The following is a 16,653-nucleotide window of genomic DNA, read 5'->3' as shown; positions in this document are numbered from 1 at the left end:
GAAGCAGGTGCGGAGCCGGGCATTCCGTTTCTAGCGTGGCACGGGCGGGCGGGTCCGGCAGCACGGCGGGCAGGGGGCCGGTTGGAGGCCCCGCCTCCTGGGGCCCGGCGTTATGATCACGAACCCGTGGAAGGACCGCCCCATGACCGAGATCGTCCCGGTGTCCGGCCCCGAGCTGGTCACCTATGCCGATGAGCTGGCCGCGCTGCTGGTGGAGACCGTGGCCTGCGGATCGTCCGTGGGCTTCCTCGCTTCCCTGGACCGGGACTCCGCCGCCGAGTGGTGGCGCGGGCGGGCGGCCGCCGTGGAGGCGGGCGGGCTGCGGGTGTGGCTCGCCCGTGACGGGGAACGCGTCGCGGGCACGATCGGCCTGGTCCCCTCGCCGCTGCCCAACGCCCGCCATCGCGCGGAGGTGGCCAAGCTGATGGTCCGTCCCTCGGCGCGCGGCCGGGGCCTGGGCCGGGCGCTGCTGGCCGCGGTCGAGCACGCGGCGGCGGACGACGGCATCACGCTGCTGGTCCTGGACACCGAGAGCGGCAGTCCGGCGGAGCGGCTGTACCGCGCGGCGGGCTGGACCCGGTGCGGTTCGGTCCCGGACTACGCGTCCGACCCGGCCGGGGTCCTGAAACCGACGACCTTCTACTACAAGGCGGTCGGCGTCGTCCCGGAGGGCCTCGGGGGGTGAGAATGACGCGGGAAGACACCGACGAGGAGACACCGATGACGCTGTACGACATCCCGCTGCACACCCTCACCGGCGAGCCGACCACCCTGGGCGCCTACCGCGACCGGGCGGTGCTGGTGGTGAACGTCGCCTCCAAGTGCGGGCTGACCCCGCAGTACGCCGGTCTGGAACGGCTCCAGAAGGAGTACGGGGACCGCGGTCTGACCGTGCTCGGCGTGCCCTGCAACCAGTTCGGCGGCCAGGAGCCGGGCAGCGCGGAGGAGATCGGCACCTTCTGCTCGGCGACGTACGGGGTGACCTTCCCGATGCTGGAGAAGACCGAGGTCAACGGCGCGGGCCGGCACCCCCTGTACACCGAGCTGACCCGCCTCGCGGACGCCGCGGGCGAGGCCGGGGACGTCCAGTGGAACTTCGAGAAGTTCCTGCTCTCGCCGGCGGGCGAGCCGGTCGCCCGGTTCCGCCCCCGCACGGAACCGGACGCCCCGGAGCTGCTGGCCGCGATCGAGGCCCAGCTGCCCGCCTGAGCGGCGCGGCCGGGCCCCGGCCCGGTCAGCGGATCGGCAGGCCGGAGAGGGTACGGGCGATGACCAGGCGCTGGATCTCGCTCGTGCCCTCGAAGATGGTGTAGATCGCGGCGTCCCGGTGCATGCGCTCGACCGGGTACTCCCGCGTGTAGCCGTTGCCGCCGAGGATCTGGATGGCCTGCGCGGTGACCTTCTTGGCGGTCTCGCTCGCGTACAGCTTGGACATGGAGCCCTCGGCCGACTCGAACGGCTTGCCCGTGGTGGCCATCCAGGAGGCGCGCCAGACCAGCAGCCGCGCCGCGTCGATCTGTGTGCGCATGTCGGCGAGCTGGAAGGCGACGCCCTGGTTGTCGATGATGGGGCGGCCGAACTGGGTCCGCGTCCTCGCGTAGTCCAGCGCCACCTCGTACGCCGCGCGGGCGGTGCCGACGGCCATGGCCCCCACGGCCGGGCGGGACGCCTCGAAGGTGGCCATCGCCGCGTTCTTCACGCGCTCGCCGCCCGACGCGGCGCGCTCGCGGGCACGGGCGAGGCGCTGGTCGAGCTTCTCCTTGCCGCCGAGCAGGCAGTGACCCGGTACGCGCACGTCCTCCAGGACGACCTCGGCGGTGTGCGAGGCGCGGATGCCGTGCTTCTTGAACTTCTGGCCCTGGGAGAGGCCGGGGGTGTCCGGCGGGACGATGAACGAGGCGTGGCCCTTGGAGCCCAGCTCCGGGTCGACGACCGCGACGACCACATGGACGTTGGCGATGCCGCCGTTGGTCGCCCAGGTCTTGGTGCCGTTGAGCACCCACTCGTCCTTGGCCTCGTCGTAGACGGCGCGGGTGCGCATCGAGGCGACGTCGGAGCCGGCGTCGGGCTCGGAGGAGCAGAACGCGGCGACCTTCACGTCGTCGGCGTCGCCGTACATCTGCGGAATCCAGGTGCCTATCTGCTCCTCGGTGCCGTTGGCGAGGACGCCCACGGCCGCCAGGCCCGTACCGACGATCGACAGGGCGATGCCGGCGTCGCCCCAGAACAGTTCCTCCATCGCCATGGGGATGCCGAAGCCCGTAGGATCGAAGAACTGCTGGGCGTAGAAGTCGAGGGAGTAGATCCCGACCTTCGCCGCCTCCTGGATGACGGGCCAGGGCGTCTCCTCACGCTCGTCCCACTCCGCGGCGGCCGGCCGGATCACGTCCGCGGCGAAACCGTGGAGCCAGTCACGGACCTGCTTCTGGTCGTCGTTGAGCTCGAGCGTGAACTCGGCCATGTTCCCCTCCACGGTGCTGCCTCGAAACGCGTCGTTACTTGCGGTAACAACAGTCTGTTACCGGTAAGTAGCCTCTGTCAACCACATGAGACGCCACCCGCGCCGCGCCGGACGGGGTGTTACGTTGCGCAGGCACGACGGACAGGCACGGTCAGGGGTGGGAGAGACGACATGGAGACCACACGACAGGCCGAGCGCCAGCGGACCACGGCCGCACGCCGCCGTCGGGAGCTGCTGGAGGCAGCCGACCGCGTGGTGCTCAGGGACGGCCCCGGCGCCTCGATGAACGCGATCGCCGCCGCGGCGGGCATCACCAAGCCGATCCTCTACCGGCACTTCGGCGACAAGGGCGGGCTCTACCGCGCCCTCGCCAAACGGCACACCGACGCCCTGCTGAGCGCCCTGCGCGCCGCGCTCGACGCCCCCGCCGACCGGCGCGCCCGGGTCGAGTCCACGCTCGACACCTATCTCGCGGCGATCGAGGCCCGCCCCCAGGTCTACCGCTTCCTCATGCACCCGTCCGACGACGCGGCCCCCTCGTCCGAGCAGGGCTTCGACGTGGGCCGGCACTCCGCGCCGCTGCTGCGCCGCCTCGGCGAGGAGCTGGCCGCGGTCATCGCGGAGCGCGTGGACCTCGGCCCGGACAGCGAGGCCATGGCCCGGATCTGGGGCCACGGGATCGTCGGCATGATGCACGCGGCGGGCGACTGGTGGCTCGGCGAGCGCCCGTGCTCGCGGGAGCAGCTGGTGCGCAGCCTCGCCGATCTGCTCTGGGGCAGGCTGGCCGCCGCGAGCGACCGGGCGGACGGCCCCGGCTTCTGATCCGGCCGGTCAGCCCGTGCGGCTCCACGGCGCCCGGCGGGCCGCGCGCAGCACGCGGGCGCGGCGCAGGCCGGTCAGCCGGTCGGTGTAGACCTGTCCGTCGAGGTGGTCGCACTCGTGCTGGAGGCAGCGGGCGAAGAAGCCGGTGCCGTCGATCCGGACCGGCTCACCGGTCACCGTGACGCCCTCGACCACCGCGTGGTCGAAGCGCGGGGTGCCCGCCTCCAGGCCCGGCAGCGAGAGGCAGCCCTCGGAACCGCGCACGGTGACCCCGTCCGCCGCCACCAGGACCGGGTTGACCACATGGCCGAGGTGGCGCACGTCCTCGTCGTCGGGGCAGTCGTAGACGAACACCCGCGAGGGCACCCCGATCTGGTTGGCGGCCAGCCCGACGCCCCGCGCCTCGTACATCGTGGCGAACATGTCCTCGACGAGCCGGGCGAGCGGGGGCCCGAACTCCGTGACCGGTTCGCAGGCCGCGTGCAGGACCGGGTCGCCGAGCAGGCTCATGGGGCGGACGATTCCGGAGCTGCCGGGGATCGGGCGGTTGCGCATGGCGGTCATCGTACGTTCCGACCGGAGGCAGCGGGGACGCCCGCGCCACCGTGCCCGCGCCCGCGGCGACGCCTCCCGCCGCCGCGGCCCGCACCGGGATTTCCCGGCCGGACGGTGCCGCGGTGCGGTCATCGCGCCGGACATCGATAGGCTGGGCGGCGGACCGATGCAAGGAGGATCTAGGACGATGGCAGGCAACACGGAGCCGTTGTCGCCGCGGGCCAGGCTGGCCGTGACGGCGGGCAAGGCCGCTGCGGCGGTGTCGCGGGCTGCCGGGCGGGGCAGCGGATCGGTGATCGGCGGCCGGGTGGCGCTCAAGCTCGACCCCGACCTGCTCGGGCGGCTGGCGCAGCACCTGGACGTGATCCTCGTGTCGGCGACGAATGGCAAGACCACCACCACCCGGCTGATCGCGGAGGCGCTGCGGGCCGCGGGCCCGGTCGTGTCGAACGCGCTCGGCGCCAACATGCCCGCCGGGATCACCTCGGCGCTGGCCGGCGGCTCGGACGCGCAGTACGGCGTGATCGAGGTGGACGAGAAGTACCTGGCCGGGGTCGCCCGTGACACGACGCCCAAGGTGATCGCGCTGCTCAACCTCTCGCGCGACCAGCTGGACCGGGCCGCCGAGACGCGGATGCTCGCCGAGAAGTGGCGCGAGGGCCTGTCCGGCTCCAAGGCCGTGATCGTCGCCAACGCCGACGACCCGCTGATCGTCTGGGCGGCCTCCTCCTCCCCCAACGTGGTGTGGGTCGCGGCCGGCCAGGCGTGGAAGGACGACGCCTGGTCCTGCCCGTCCTGCGGCGGCGTCATGCAGCGCCCCGGCGACGACTGGTTCTGCGGCGAGTGCGGTTTCCGCCGGCCGCCGCCGAGCTGGGTCCTGCACGGCGACTACGTCCTCGACCCGCACGGTTCGGCGTGGCCGATCCACCTCCAGCTGCCGGGCCGGGCCAACAAGGCCAACGCCACCAGCTCGGCGGCCGTCGCCGCCGTGTTCGGCGTGCCGCCCCAGGTGGCGCTGGAGCGGATGTACCAGGTGCAGGCCGTCGCGGGCCGCTACGACGTGGTGAGCTTCCTGGGCCGGGAGCTGCGGCTGCTGCTGGCGAAGAACCCGGCGGGCTGGCTGGAGACGTTCTCGCTGATCGATCCGCCGCCCACGCCGGTGATCCTCTCCGTGAACGCGCGGGGCGCGGACGGCACGGACACCTCGTGGCTCTGGGACGTGGACTACACCCAGCTCGCGGGCCACCCGATCTTCGTGCTCGGCGACCGCAAGCTGGACCTCGCGGTCCGTCTGGAGGTGGCCGGACTCGACTTCCGGGTCTGCGAGAACCTCGACGAGGCCGTCCAGCAGGCGCCGCCCGGGCGCATCGAGGTCATCGCCAACTACACCGCCTTCCAGGATCTGCGCCGTCGTGTCGGCAACTGACCCGGGCACCGGAGCCCTCCGGAGAGGACGAAGCATGAGCAACAACAGCCTTCGGCTGGTGTGGGTCTACCCGGACCTGCTGAGCACCTACGGCGACCAGGGCAACGCCCTGGTGGTGGAGCGCCGGGCCCGCCAGCGCGGCCTGGACGTGTCGCGGGTCGACGTGCGCAGCGACCAGCCGGTGCCCACGTCGGGCGACATCTATCTGATCGGCGGCGGCGAGGACCGGCCGCAGCGGCTCGCGGCGGAGCGGCTGCGCCGCGACGGCGGGCTCAGCCGGGCCGCGTCCAACGGCGCGATCATCTTCTCGGTCTGCGCGGGCTACCAGATCCTCGGCCACGAGTTCATCAACGACCTCGGCGAGCGCGAGCAGGGCCTGGGGCTGCTGGACGTGGTCTCGACGCGCGGCGAGGGCGCGCGGTGCGTGGGCGACGTCCTCGCGGACATCGACCCGCAGCTCGGGCTGCCGCCGCTCACCGGGTTCGAGAACCACCAGGGCGTCACGCACCTCGGGCAGACCGCACGCCCGTTCGCGCGGGTGCGGTTCGGCCGGGGCAACGGCACCGGCGACGGCACCGAGGGCGCGTACAACGACACCGTGTTCGGCACCTACATGCACGGGCCCGTGATGGCGCGCAACCCCATGATCGCGGACCTGCTGCTCAAGCTGGCCCTCGACGTCAACGCCCTGCCGCCGACCGACGACCGGTGGTACGAGGCGCTGCGCGCGGAGCGTGTCGCGGCAGCGACGCAGCCCGCCTGACCTGCGGTTTCACCCGCGTTCCGATGAGTTGGCAACGGCTCAGTTGAGCGGCGTCCAGCAGGCGGACGCCCGGTTCGGTCCCCCCACCCTGCGCCGGTAGGGTGGCGGGGATCTCCCACCGGACGACGTGGTCCGGTCGTCGGCCCACGTTGCAAAGGTTCTCCGGGCAATGCGAATTGGTGTGCTCACCTCCGGCGGCGACTGCCCCGGCCTCAACGCCGTCATCCGGTCCGTCGTCCACCGTGCTGTGGTCGACCACGGCGACGAGGTCATCGGCTTCAACGACGGGTGGCGGGGCCTCCTGGAGTGCGACTACCGCAAGCTCGACCTGGACGCGGTGGGCGGCATCCTCGCCCGCGGCGGCACGATCCTCGGCTCCTCCCGGGTCCAGCCGGCGCATCTGCGCGGCGGCGTCGAGACGGCCCGCGGCCATGTCCGCGACCTGGGGCTCGACGCGATCATCCCGATCGGCGGCGAGGGCACCCTCAAGGCGGCGAACCTGCTCTCCGAGGCGGGGCTGCCGATCGTCGGCGTGCCGAAGACCATCGACAACGACATAGCCTCCACCGACGTCACCTTCGGCTTCGACACGGCCGTCGGCGTCGCCACCGAGGCTCTGGACCGGCTGAAGACCACCGCCGAGTCGCACCAGCGGGTCATGATCGTCGAGGTGATGGGCCGGCACACCGGCTGGATCGCCCTGCACTCGGGCATGGCGGCCGGCGCGCACGCCATCGTCGTCCCGGAGCGCCCCTTCGACATCGACGAGCTGACCGAGGTGGTGGGCCGCCGGTTCTCGGCCGGCAAGAAGTTCGCCATAGTCGTGGTCGCCGAGGGCGCGAAGCCGCGCGAGGGCTCCATGGAGTTCGAGTCGGGCGCCAAGGACGTCTACGGCCACGAGCGGTTCACGGGCGTGGCGACCCGGCTCTCCGTCGAGCTGGAGGAGCGCCTGGGCAAGGAGGCCCGCCCGGTGATCCTCGGGCACGTCCAGCGCGGCGGCACGCCGACCGCGTACGACAGGGTCCTGGCGACCCGGTTCGGCTGGCACGCGGTGGAGGCGGCGCACCGGGGCGACTTCGGCATGATGACGGCGCTGCGCGGTACGGAGATCACCCTGGTGCCCCTGGCGCACGCGGTGGAGACGCTGAAGACCGTGCCCGCCGACCGGTACGCCGAGGTGGACTGCGTGCTCTGAGCGCGACACCCCGTTTCGAGACCGCCCCCGGCCGCAACCGCGGCCGGGGGCGGTTCTACTCTGGTCGGGACAACCGGCACGAAACAGGGACGTCCCGGCGTTCCCATCGGGAGTGAACAGATGGATCACAGCGGGCACGGCATGAACATGGATCTGCCGCCGTTCACGCTGGGCCGCGGCCTCCAGTTCTCCGCGGACCCGTTCTTCCTGACCGGCTGCGTCCTGGCCGTGCTCCTGTACGGGTACGCGGTGCTGCGGCTGCGCAGACGCGGTGACGCGTGGCCGGTGGGCCGCACGGTCCTGTTCATGATCGGGGTGCTGACCATCGCGCTGGTGATGTGCACCGGGCTGAACGACTACGGCATGGTCATGTTCAGCGTGCACATGGTGCAGCACATGGTGATCAGCATGCTGTCGCCGATCCTGCTGCTGCTGGGCGCGCCCGTGACGCTGGCGCTGCGCGCCCTGCCGGTCGCGCAGCGCGGCAGGAAGGGGCCGCGCGAGCTGCTGCTGATGCTGCTGCACAGCCGGTACATGAAGGTCGTCACGCATCCGGCGTTCACGATCCCGCTGTTCATCGCCAGCCTCTACGGCCTGTACTTCACCCCGCTGTTCGACTTCCTGATGGGTTCGACGGTCGGGCACCTGGCGATGATGGTCCACTTCCTGGCGGTCGGCCTGTTCTTCTTCTGGCCGATCATGGGCATCGATCCGGGCCCGCACCGGCCCGGTTATGTGATGCGGATGCTGGAGCTGTTCGCCGGTATGCCGTTCCACGCCTTCTTCGGGATCGCCCTCATGATGGCGTCCTCGCCGATGGTCGAGGTGTACAGGAATCCTCCGGCGTCGCTCGGCATCGACGCGCTGTCCGACCAGAGCGCGGCGGGCGGCATCGCCTGGGCGTTCAGCGAGATCCCCTCGGTGCTGGTGCTGGTGGCCCTGGTGTTCCAGTGGTACCGCTCCGAGCAGCGGACGGCGAAGCGCTCGGACCGGGCGGCGGAGCGCGACGGGGACCAGGAGCTGCAGGCGTACAACGCGTATCTCGCGTCCTTGCAGGCGCGCGGACAGTAGCGGCGGACCCCTCTTCCGGGTGACGATGGCATCCACGGCCGCGCGGCCGACGAGGAGGGTGCGCGCATGTCCGGATCGACGAAGACGATGGGGATGCTCACCGCCGGTGCCCTGGTGGCGGTGACCGCCTACACGGTGGCACTGGGAAGCAACGGCTGGCTCTGGTTCGGCTGGGTGCTCCTGGGCCTGATCACGATCGGCATGGCGGCGACACGCGAGACGTGAGGGCCAGCGGCCCGGCGCGGACGCCGACTACCGCTCCGGCCGATCGGCGAGCCGGTCCAGTTCCTCCGTGATCGCCGCGCGCAGGGCGTCGTGCCGGGGCCCGAGCGCATGGCTCGCGTCGCTCCACCGCTCACGCGGGTAGAGCCATACGGGCCTGCCCACCAGCTCGGCCGGCTCCCAGTCGAAGCGCGGCCACACGTGCGCGTGGAGGAACGGGTCGGTGTTCCCGAGGATCTCCAGGTTGACGCGCCGGAAGGCGGGGTCGAGCCGCCCGCAGACACGCTCGACGGCCTCCCCGAGCTTGTCCATGTCCGCCAGGAAGGCCGACCGCCTGCCCCTGGGGAGGTCGGAGAGGCGCTGTGCGGCGGGGTCGTCCGCCAGGAGTATCGCGTATCCCGGCAGGAACTGGACGTCGCCGATCACGGCGAACCCGGCGGCCAGCCGTCGCAGCACCGTCGGGTTCTCGCCCCGGAGCGCGCTGCCGATCCGGTCCTGCCGCCATGTCTCGGTCATGGGCGAGGACTCTACGCCGCCGCGCGCCGGCAACTTCTGACGGCTGGCGGCTGGAGCGCTCCCATTCAGCCGCCCGCGCTCCGCGTGCGCACGGGCGCCGCGATGTCGCACCGAAGTGAACCGGCGTATACGGCGACCGGGTCGCCGGGCCCCTCGGCGGACGGTCCGGCCGTGCCCCGGACGGGGTTCCGGGAGGCGCTACGGGGCCCGCGCGGGGCCCGGCGCACCGGGACACGCATACTTGACGCGTACACGATCGCGTACGGCGACGACACGTGCGAACGCCGCACTCCGGGCCGTACGACCACCGCCTCACACGCCACACCCGCCACTCCCCGTAGCCACCGACACACGGACCACCCGCAGCCTCGCACGGGTCACACCCTGCCGCTTCGCCGCCGCCCGAGCGGCAGTCGGGGGCCGCGCACCCCTCACGTCACGTGACCATGCGTACGCACCCACCGGGCCGCTCCGGCGGCCCCGCGCATGCAATCGCGAACGCTTCGGGCGAGGGCCGCACACCCCGCCGGCACGGCCGCTCCGCACCGCCCCGGCCGCTCGTTACCGGGTCGTCAACAACGCTGCGCCACATGTCCGTTCGACGTATGGCCGCGTTCACACCCCCGTAAGCCAGTTGCGCTTCAACCCTTGACAGGTGCCTGTCGCCACGCCACCTTGGGAGCGCTCCCACAATCAAGACTTGCACACTCCATCCCCTCCCTTCTCCCCCAACGCCGTTCAGCAGCAAGGGTGTTACGGGACGCAGCCGCGCACCCCGTGAGTGCCCCGCCGCACGGCAGAGGAAGGCACTTGTCATGAGCTTGGTGAAGCGTTGCAGACCCCGCCGCACCGGGGCGCTCCCCGTCCTCCTGGCCGGCACCCTCGCCCTTGCCGTCACCGGCCTGGCGGGCGGCCCCGCGTCCGCCGCGCCGGAGGACACCCTCCACGACCTCGCCACCGCCCAGGGCAGGTACTTCGGCTCCGCGACCGACAACCCGGAACTCCCCGACGCCGCCTACGCGGCCGAGCTCGGCTCCGAGTTCGGGCAGATCACGCCGGGCAACTCCATGAAGTGGGACACCGTCGAGCCCGTCCGGGGGCAGTTCGACTTCACCAAGGGCGACGTCGTCACCGACTTCGCCGCGCAGCACGGCCAGACCGTGCGCGGGCACACCCTGGTCTGGCACAGCCAGCTGCCCGGCTGGGTGAGCGCCCTGCCGTCCACGCAGGTGGAGACGGCCATGACCGACCACATCACCGCGGAGGCCACCCACTACCGCGGCAAGGTCTCGGCCTGGGACGTGGTGAACGAGCCGTTCGACGAGGACGGGACCTTCCGCACCAGCCCGTTCTACAACGCGATGGGCAAGGACTTCATCGCCAAGGCCCTGCGCGCGGCGCACGCCGCCGACCCGGACGCCAAGCTCTACATCAACGACTACAACATCGAGGGCAAGGGCGCGAAGAGCGACGCCATGTACGACCTCGTGAGCGAGCTGCTCGACGAGGGTGTGCCGCTCGACGGGGTCGGGATGCAGGCCCACCTGGCGATCCAGTACGGCTTCCCGTACCAGATGCGGGCGAACATGCAGCGGTTCGCCGACCTCGGGCTCGACGTGGCCGTCACCGAGCTCGATGTACGCATGCAGCTCCCGGCCGACGCCACCAAGCTCGCCACCCAGTCCTCCTACTACGCGCAGGTGGTCGACGCCTGTCTGGCCGTGCGGCGCTGCGTCGGGATCACCGTCTGGGACTACACCGACAAGTACTCCTGGGTGCCGAGCACCTTCCCCGGCGAGGGCGCGGCCAACCTGTACGACGACGACCTGGCGCCGAAGCCCGCCTACGCCGCCGTGCGCACCGCCCTGGGCGAGGAGGACGGGGGCGGCGACGACGGAGGGGGTGACGACGGCTCCACGCCCGGCACGCTGAAGGTCCAGTACCGCGCAAACGACAACGCCGCGGGCGACAACCAGATCAAGCCGGGTCTCCAACTCGTGAACACCGGCACCGCCCCGGTCGGCCTGCCGGCCGTCACCGTCCGCTACTGGTTCTCCGGCGAGAACGGGGCCTCCACGTACGGCAGTTGGTGTGACTGGTCGCCGATCAACTGCTCCACGATCACCCAGCGCGTGGTCGCCGCGAGCAACCCGAAGGCCGGCGCGGACCACTACCTGGAGGTCGGCTTCGCGAGCGGCAGCCTGGCCGCCGGCGCCTCGACCGGTGAGATGCAGCTGCGCCTGAGCAAGACGGACTGGTCGAACTTCGACGAGTCGGACGACTACAGCCACGCCACCGGCACCTCGTACGCGGACGCCTCGAAGATCACCGTGTACGTGGACGGCGACCTGGTCTGGGGCATCGAGCCCTGACCGCCCGGGGGCCCCGCTCACCCTTCCCCCACCGGCCCCCGCTCCCCCGCTCCACCCTCCGCGCCGCATCACCGTCCCCACCGCTTCCCCCCTCCCCTCCTCCCCTCCCCCATCGACGACACCCGCCACTGGAGGATTTGTGTCGATATCACGTAGAACGTTCAGCAGCGCCCTCGGCGGCAGCATGCTGGCCCTCGGTCTGGCGCAGGGCACCGCGGTCGCCGGGCCCGCCTCGGCACAGGCCGGCACCGGCTCCGGTTCGCGGTCGGCCGCCGCCGCGGGCGACGACCCGTACACCCAGGCCTTCCTCACCCAGTACGGCAAGATCAAGGACGCCGCGAACGGCTACTTCAGCCCCGACGGCCTCCCGTACCACTCGGTCGAGACGCTGATGGTCGAGGCGCCGGACCACGGCCACCAGACCACGTCGGAGGCCGTCAGCTTCTGGATGTGGCTGGAGGCGGCGTACGGCCGGGTGACGGGTGACTGGGCGCCGTTCAACGCGGCCTGGGCGGTGGCGGAGAAGACCATCATCCCGCAGCACGCCGACCAGTCGACCAGCGACTCGTACAACCCCTCGGCGCCCGCGACCTTCGCGGCCGAACACCCGCTGCCGAGCGGCTACCCCTCCGCCATGAACGGCAACGTCCCGGTGGGCAGCGACCCGCTCTCGGCCGAACTCGCCTCGTCCTACGGGACGATGGACGTCTACGGCATGCACTGGCTGATGGACCTGGACAACATCTACGGCTACGGCAACAAGCCGGGCACCGGTGGCCAGTCCGGTCCGGGCGCCGGCGCCTCCTTCATCAACACCTACCAGCGCGGCGCGCAGGAGTCGGTGTGGGAGACCGTGCCGCAGCCGACCACCGACCTCTTCAAGTACGGCGGCCCCAACGGGTATCTCGACCTGTTCGTCGGGGACTCCAGCTACGCCAAGCAGTGGAAGTACACCAACGCGCCGGACGCCGACGCCCGCGCGGTGCAGGCTGCCTACTGGGCGTACCGCTGGGCCTCGGAGCAGGGCAAGGAGAGCCAGGTCGCGGCCTCGGTGGCGAAGGCAGCCAAGATGGGCGACTACCTGCGCTACGCCATGTTCGACAAGTACTTCAAGCGGATCGGCGACTGCACCGACCCGAACTCGTGCCCGGCCGCCTCCGGCCGCGACTCCCAGCACTACCTGCTCTCCTGGTACTACGCCTGGGGCGGGGCGGCCGCGGGCAGCGGCGGCGGCTGGGCCTGGCGCATCGGTGACAGCGCCTCGCACCAGGGCTACCAGAACCCGCTCGCCGCCTGGGCGCTGTCCAACGTGCCCTCGCTCACCCCCAAGTCGGCGACGGCCCGGTCGGACTGGTCCAAGAGCCTGACCCGGCAGCTGGAGTTCCTGACCTGGCTCCAGTCCAGCGAGGGCGCGCTCGCGGGCGGCTGCACCAACAGCTGGGAGGGCAGCTACAGCGCGCCCCCGGCCGGCACGCCCACCTTCTACGGGATGGCGTACGACTGGCAGCCGGTCTACCACGACCCGGCGAGCAACAACTGGTTCGGCTTCCAGGCCTGGGGCATGGAGCGCGTCGCCGCGTACTACTACGTGACCGGCAACGCGGCCGCCGAGGCCGTCCTGTCGAAGTGGGTCGCCTGGGCGTCCAGTGAGACGACCATCGGCGCCGACGGCAGCTTCCGCTTCCCGTCCACCCTGAACTGGACGGGTGAGCCGGACACCTGGAACGCCTCCTCGCCCGGTGACAACGCCGGTCTGCACGTATCGGTGGTGGACTACGCCAACGACGTCGGCGTGGGCGCCGCGTACGTCAAGACGCTCACCTACTACGCCGCCAAGTCGGGTGACGAGGACGCGGCGGCGCTGGCGAAGGCGCTGCTCGACGCGATGGCGCTGAACACCACGGACAAGGGCATCTCGGTGCCGGAGACCCGGCTGGACTACAACCGGTTCGACGACGAGGTGTACATCCCGTCCGGCTGGTCGGGCACCATGCCCAACGGCGACCCGGTCCGGCCAGGTTCGACCTTCATCTCCATCCGCAGCTGGTACAAGGACGACCCGGACTGGCCGAAGGTGCAGGCGTACCTGGACGGCGGGGACGCGCCCGTCTTCACGTACCACCGCTTCTGGGCGCAGGCGGCGCTCGCGCTGGCCTTCGCGATCTACGCGGAGCTGCTGGTGGAGGGCGGCGGCGGTGAGCCGGGCGGCGACACCGAGCCGCCGACCGCGCCGGGCGGCCTCACGGTGACCGCGACGACCAAGGACAGCGTGTCGCTCTCCTGGTCGGCGTCCACCGACAACATCGGCGTGACCGGCTACGACGTGTACCGCAACGGTGTGCTCGCGGGCAACGCCACCGGGCGCACGTTCACCGACTCCGGCCTCGCCGCCGGCACCGAGTACACCTACGCGGTGGCGGCGCGGGACGCGGGCGGCAACACCTCGGCGCTGTCGGACGCGGTGCCGGCCACCACGAAGACGGGCGGCTCGACCGGCACCGGCGCGGTGAAGGTGCAGTACAAGAACAACGACTCCTCCGCGACCGACAACCAGATCCGGATGGGCCTCCAGGTCGTGAACACCGGCAGCGCGCCGGTCGACCTGTCCACGGTGAAGGTCCGGTACTGGTTCACCGCCGACGGCGGACCGAGCACCTTCGGCACCTACTGCGACTACGCCGCGCTCGGCTCGTCCAACATCTCGCACACGGTGGTCGCCGTCTCCGGTTCGAAGACGGGCGCCGACCGCTACCTGGAGGTCGGGTTCACCGGCGGCGCGGGCACGCTGGCCGCCGGCGCCTCCACCGGTGAGATCCAACTGCGCCTCAACAAGAGCGACTGGTCCAACTTCAACGAGGCCGACGACTACAGCCGCTCGACCAACACCTCGTACGCCGACTCCACGAAGGTCGGCGCCTATGTCGCCGGCTCGCTGGCCTGGGGCGTCGAGCCGTAGCCGTACCCCCTGACCGGCCGGGCGGCCGGTCACCCACCACTCCCGATGGCGGGCCCGACACCGACCCCGCAGAGCCCGCCATCGGGCAGCACCCCCCAGAAACCGTCCGCGGGAATCCTCCGCGGGCGTACGAGAGGAGCACGGAGCCGCAATGAGTACCAGAGGCACCATCAAGCAAGGGCTACGCCGGAGGCTCGCCGCAGTCTCCGCGATGGCCATGGGCGCCGCCCTGGCGGTCGCCCTCCCCGCCACCGCCGACGCGGCCGTGGCGCGGGTGGACAACCCGTATGTGGGCGCCCAGGCGTACGTGAACCCGGACTGGTCCGCCAGGGCGGCGGCCGAGCCGGGCGGTGCGGCCATCGCCGACACCCCGGCCTTCGTCTGGATGGACCGCATCGCGGCCATCGGTGGCACGCCGGGCGCGCGGAGCCTGCGTGACCACCTGGACACCGCGCTCGACCAGGGTGCGAACCTGTTCCAGGTCGTCATCTACGACCTGCCGGGACGCGACTGCGCCGCGCTGGCGTCCAACGGCGAGCTCGGCCCCACGGAGCTCGGCCGGTACAAGACCGAATACATCGACCCCATTGCCGAGATCCTCGCCGACCCGGCGTACGCCGGCTTGCGCATTGTCACCATCATCGAGCCCGACTCGCTGCCCAACCTCGTCACCAACGCCGGCGGCACGGCCGGTTCGACCGACGCCTGCGCGACGATGAAGGCGAACGGCAACTACGAGAAGGGTGTCGGCTACGCCCTGCACACCCTGGGTGCCATTCCCAACGTGTACAACTACGTGGACGCCGCCCACCACGGCTGGCTGGGCTGGGACAGCAACATGGCGCCGGCCGCGGCCGAGTTCAAGAAGGCGGCCACCTCCGAGGGGGCCACCGTCGACGACGTGGCCGGCTTCATCGTGAACACGGCCAACTACTCGGCTCTCAAGGAGCCGAACTTCAAGATCAGCGACTCGGTGAACGGCACCACGGTGCGCCAGTCGAAGTGGGTCGACTGGAACTACTACGCCGATGAGCTGACGTTCGCCCAGGCGCTGCGCACCATGCTGGTGAGCGAGGGCTTCAACTCGAACATCGGCATGCTGATCGACACCGCCCGCAACGGCTGGGGCGGCCCCGACCGGCCCACCTCGGCGGGCCCGCTGACCAGTGTGGACGCCTACGTGGACGGCGGCCGTGTGGACCGGCGCATCCACGCCGGCAACTGGTGCAACCAGAGCGGTGCCGGCATCGGTGAGCGGCCCACCACCGCCCCCGAGCCCGGTATCGACGCCTACGTGTGGGCGAAGCCTCCGGGGGAGTCGGACGGCAGCAGCCAGCCCGAGGACAACGACGAGGGCAAGGGTTTCGACCGGATGTGCGACCCCACGTACACCGGTAACGGCCGCAACGGCAACAGCATGTCCGGCGCGCTGCCCAACTCCCCCGTCGCGGGTCACTGGTTCTCCGCGCAGTTCCAGGAGCTGCTCCGCAACGCCTACCCGCCCATCGACGGCGACGACGACGGCGGCAACAACGGCGGTGGCGACGACGACACCCAGGCGCCGACCGCGCCGACGGGCCTGACGTCCACGGCGAAGACCAGCTCCAGCGTCTCGCTGTCCTGGACCGCGTCCAGCGACGACACCGCGGTGACCGGCTACGACGTGTACCGGGGCAGCACCAAGGTGGGCTCGACCACCACGACCTCGTACACCGACACGGATCTGTCGGCCTCGACCGCCTACAGCTACACGGTCAAGGCACGGGACGCGGCCGGTAACGTCTCGGCGGCCTCCTCCGCCCTGTCCGTCACCACCTCCGCGGGTGGCGGCACCGGGACGGGCGCCCTGAAGGTCCAGTACAAGAACAACGACTCCTCCGCGACCGACAACCAGATCCGGATGGGTCTCCAGCTGGTCAACACCGGCAGCACGGCGGTGGACCTGTCCACGGTCAAGCTGCGCTACTGGTTCACCCCGGAGTCCGGCTCCGCCACCTTCGGCACCTCCTGCGACTGGGCGGTCATGGGCTGCGGGAAGCTGAGCCTGGCGGTGAAGCAGAACGGTTCGGCGGCCGGTGCCAGCCACTACCTGGAGGTCTCCTTCGGCAGCGGCACCCTCGCGGCCGGCGCCTCCACCGGCGAGATGCAGCTGCGTCTCAACAAGAGCGACTGGTCCAACTTCAACGAGGCGGACGACTACAGCCGCTCGACGGCCACCAGCTACGCGGACTCGTCGAAGATCGGCGCGTACGTGGGCGGTGCGCTCACCTGGGGCACCGCGCCCTGAGCGGTGA

14 protein-coding genes are annotated in these 16,653 nt (G+C 71.4%); 11 read left to right on the top strand and 3 right to left on the bottom strand.

All coding sequences use genetic code 11. The features are described 5' to 3' along the window. Nucleotides 1-142: 142 nt before the first annotated feature. Both DNK56_RS15660 and DNK56_RS15655 read left to right on the top strand, forming a co-directional pair. On the top strand, nt 143-685 hold the full coding sequence (locus DNK56_RS15660; RefSeq protein ID WP_111335850.1) for a GNAT family N-acetyltransferase: 543 nt from the start codon (nt 143-145) through the stop codon (nt 683-685). Between the two features lie 35 nt (nt 686-720). Further along, entirely contained in the window at nt 721-1,209 is a 489-nt protein-coding gene (locus tag DNK56_RS15655) for a glutathione peroxidase (RefSeq protein ID WP_111335847.1), read from the top strand. A gap of 25 nt (nt 1,210-1,234) precedes the next feature. On the opposite strand, the gene DNK56_RS15650 is transcribed toward DNK56_RS15655, so the two are convergent. Continuing rightward, on the bottom strand, nt 1,235-2,461 hold the full coding sequence (locus DNK56_RS15650; RefSeq protein WP_111334447.1) for an acyl-CoA dehydrogenase family protein: 1,227 nt from the start codon (nt 2,459-2,461) through the stop codon (nt 1,235-1,237). 171 nt (nt 2,462-2,632) lie between these two features. Here DNK56_RS15650 and DNK56_RS15645 point away from each other — a divergent pair, with 171 nt between their 5' ends. Continuing rightward, nucleotides 2,633-3,283, top strand: coding sequence for a TetR family transcriptional regulator (locus DNK56_RS15645; protein ID WP_111334445.1), 651 nt, complete (start codon nt 2,633-2,635; stop codon nt 3,281-3,283). A gap of 9 nt (nt 3,284-3,292) precedes the next feature. On the opposite strand, the gene def is transcribed toward DNK56_RS15645, so the two are convergent. After that, nucleotides 3,293-3,847, bottom strand: a complete 555-nt coding sequence (gene def / locus DNK56_RS15640; RefSeq protein ID WP_111334443.1) for a peptide deformylase — start codon at nt 3,845-3,847, stop codon at nt 3,293-3,295. A gap of 178 nt (nt 3,848-4,025) precedes the next feature. On the opposite strand from def, the gene DNK56_RS15635 reads away from it, so the two are divergent. The 5 genes from DNK56_RS15635 to DNK56_RS35395 all read left to right on the top strand — a co-directional run bounded on the left by DNK56_RS15635 (nt 4,026) and on the right by DNK56_RS35395 (nt 8,518). Beyond that, nucleotides 4,026-5,264 carry a Mur ligase family protein gene (locus DNK56_RS15635; protein WP_111334441.1) on the top strand — a complete coding sequence of 413 codons (1,239 nt, stop codon included), beginning with the start codon at nt 4,026-4,028 and terminating at the stop codon, nt 5,262-5,264. Between the two features lie 34 nt (nt 5,265-5,298). Then, nucleotides 5,299-6,027: a type 1 glutamine amidotransferase gene (locus tag DNK56_RS15630; RefSeq protein WP_111334439.1), complete on the top strand. Its 729-nt coding sequence runs from the start codon at nt 5,299-5,301 to the stop codon at nt 6,025-6,027. A 169-nt stretch (nt 6,028-6,196) separates the two neighbouring features. After that, nucleotides 6,197-7,222 carry a 6-phosphofructokinase gene (locus DNK56_RS15625; RefSeq protein ID WP_111334437.1) on the top strand — a complete coding sequence of 342 codons (1,026 nt, stop codon included), beginning with the start codon at nt 6,197-6,199 and terminating at the stop codon, nt 7,220-7,222. Between the two features lie 120 nt (nt 7,223-7,342). After that, a complete protein-coding gene (locus tag DNK56_RS15620; RefSeq protein ID WP_111334435.1) occupies nt 7,343-8,293 on the top strand; it encodes a cytochrome c oxidase assembly protein in 951 nt (316 codons plus the stop codon). A 66-nt stretch (nt 8,294-8,359) separates the two neighbouring features. Beyond that, complete coding sequence (locus DNK56_RS35395; protein ID WP_018522815.1) at nt 8,360-8,518, top strand: hypothetical protein; 159 nt, start codon at nt 8,360-8,362, stop codon at nt 8,516-8,518. A 27-nt stretch (nt 8,519-8,545) separates the two neighbouring features. On the opposite strand, the gene DNK56_RS15615 is transcribed toward DNK56_RS35395, so the two are convergent. After that, a complete protein-coding gene (locus tag DNK56_RS15615; RefSeq protein WP_111334433.1) occupies nt 8,546-9,031 on the bottom strand; it encodes a diadenosine tetraphosphate hydrolase in 486 nt (161 codons plus the stop codon). An 815-nt stretch (nt 9,032-9,846) separates the two neighbouring features. Between DNK56_RS15615 and DNK56_RS15610 the strand changes: the two genes are divergently transcribed. From DNK56_RS15610 to DNK56_RS15600, 3 genes are all read left to right on the top strand, one after another. Next, nucleotides 9,847-11,403, top strand: a complete 1,557-nt coding sequence (locus DNK56_RS15610) for an endo-1,4-beta-xylanase (RefSeq protein ID WP_241989886.1) — start codon at nt 9,847-9,849, stop codon at nt 11,401-11,403. A gap of 184 nt (nt 11,404-11,587) precedes the next feature. Then, nucleotides 11,588-14,359, top strand: a complete 2,772-nt coding sequence (locus DNK56_RS15605; protein WP_111334431.1) for a glycoside hydrolase family 48 protein — start codon at nt 11,588-11,590, stop codon at nt 14,357-14,359. Nucleotides 14,360-14,510: 151 nt separating this feature from the next. Beyond that, entirely contained in the window at nt 14,511-16,646 is a 2,136-nt protein-coding gene (locus tag DNK56_RS15600; RefSeq protein ID WP_241989885.1) for a glycoside hydrolase family 6 protein, read from the top strand. Nucleotides 16,647-16,653: the final 7 nt, after the last annotated feature.

Origin of the sequence: Streptomyces sp. AC1-42W (genome assembly GCF_003248355.1) — a bacterium.
In the GTDB taxonomy this organism is placed as follows: Bacteria; Actinomycetota; Actinomycetes; order Streptomycetales; family Streptomycetaceae; genus Streptomyces.
The sequence above is the reverse complement of the archived record's forward strand: the minus strand, read 5'-3'. Positions and strand labels throughout refer to the sequence as shown.

Bases quoted from the DNA above. Each gene is read 5' to 3' on its own strand.
- DNK56_RS35395 (WP_018522815.1), top strand. From the start codon at position 8,360: ATGTCCGGATCGACGAAGACGATGGGGATGCTCACCGCCGGTGCCCTG.
- DNK56_RS15655 (WP_111335847.1), top strand. From the start codon at position 721: ATGACGCTGTACGACATCCCGCTGCACACCCTCACCGGCGAGCCGACC.
- DNK56_RS15650 (WP_111334447.1), bottom strand. From the start codon at position 2,461: ATGGCCGAGTTCACGCTCGAGCTCAACGACGACCAGAAGCAGGTCCGT.
- DNK56_RS15605 (WP_111334431.1), top strand. From the start codon at position 11,588: ATGCTGGCCCTCGGTCTGGCGCAGGGCACCGCGGTCGCCGGGCCCGCC.
- DNK56_RS15610 (WP_241989886.1), top strand. From the start codon at position 9,847: ATGAGCTTGGTGAAGCGTTGCAGACCCCGCCGCACCGGGGCGCTCCCC.
- DNK56_RS15600 (WP_241989885.1), top strand. From the start codon at position 14,511: ATGAGTACCAGAGGCACCATCAAGCAAGGGCTACGCCGGAGGCTCGCC.
- DNK56_RS15620 (WP_111334435.1), top strand. From the start codon at position 7,343: ATGGATCACAGCGGGCACGGCATGAACATGGATCTGCCGCCGTTCACG.
- DNK56_RS15660 (WP_111335850.1), top strand. From the start codon at position 143: ATGACCGAGATCGTCCCGGTGTCCGGCCCCGAGCTGGTCACCTATGCC.
- DNK56_RS15630 (WP_111334439.1), top strand. From the start codon at position 5,299: ATGAGCAACAACAGCCTTCGGCTGGTGTGGGTCTACCCGGACCTGCTG.
- DNK56_RS15635 (WP_111334441.1), top strand. From the start codon at position 4,026: ATGGCAGGCAACACGGAGCCGTTGTCGCCGCGGGCCAGGCTGGCCGTG.
- DNK56_RS15645 (WP_111334445.1), top strand. From the start codon at position 2,633: ATGGAGACCACACGACAGGCCGAGCGCCAGCGGACCACGGCCGCACGC.
- def (WP_111334443.1), bottom strand. From the start codon at position 3,847: ATGACCGCCATGCGCAACCGCCCGATCCCCGGCAGCTCCGGAATCGTC.
- DNK56_RS15625 (WP_111334437.1), top strand. From the start codon at position 6,197: ATGCGAATTGGTGTGCTCACCTCCGGCGGCGACTGCCCCGGCCTCAAC.
- DNK56_RS15615 (WP_111334433.1), bottom strand. From the start codon at position 9,031: ATGACCGAGACATGGCGGCAGGACCGGATCGGCAGCGCGCTCCGGGGC.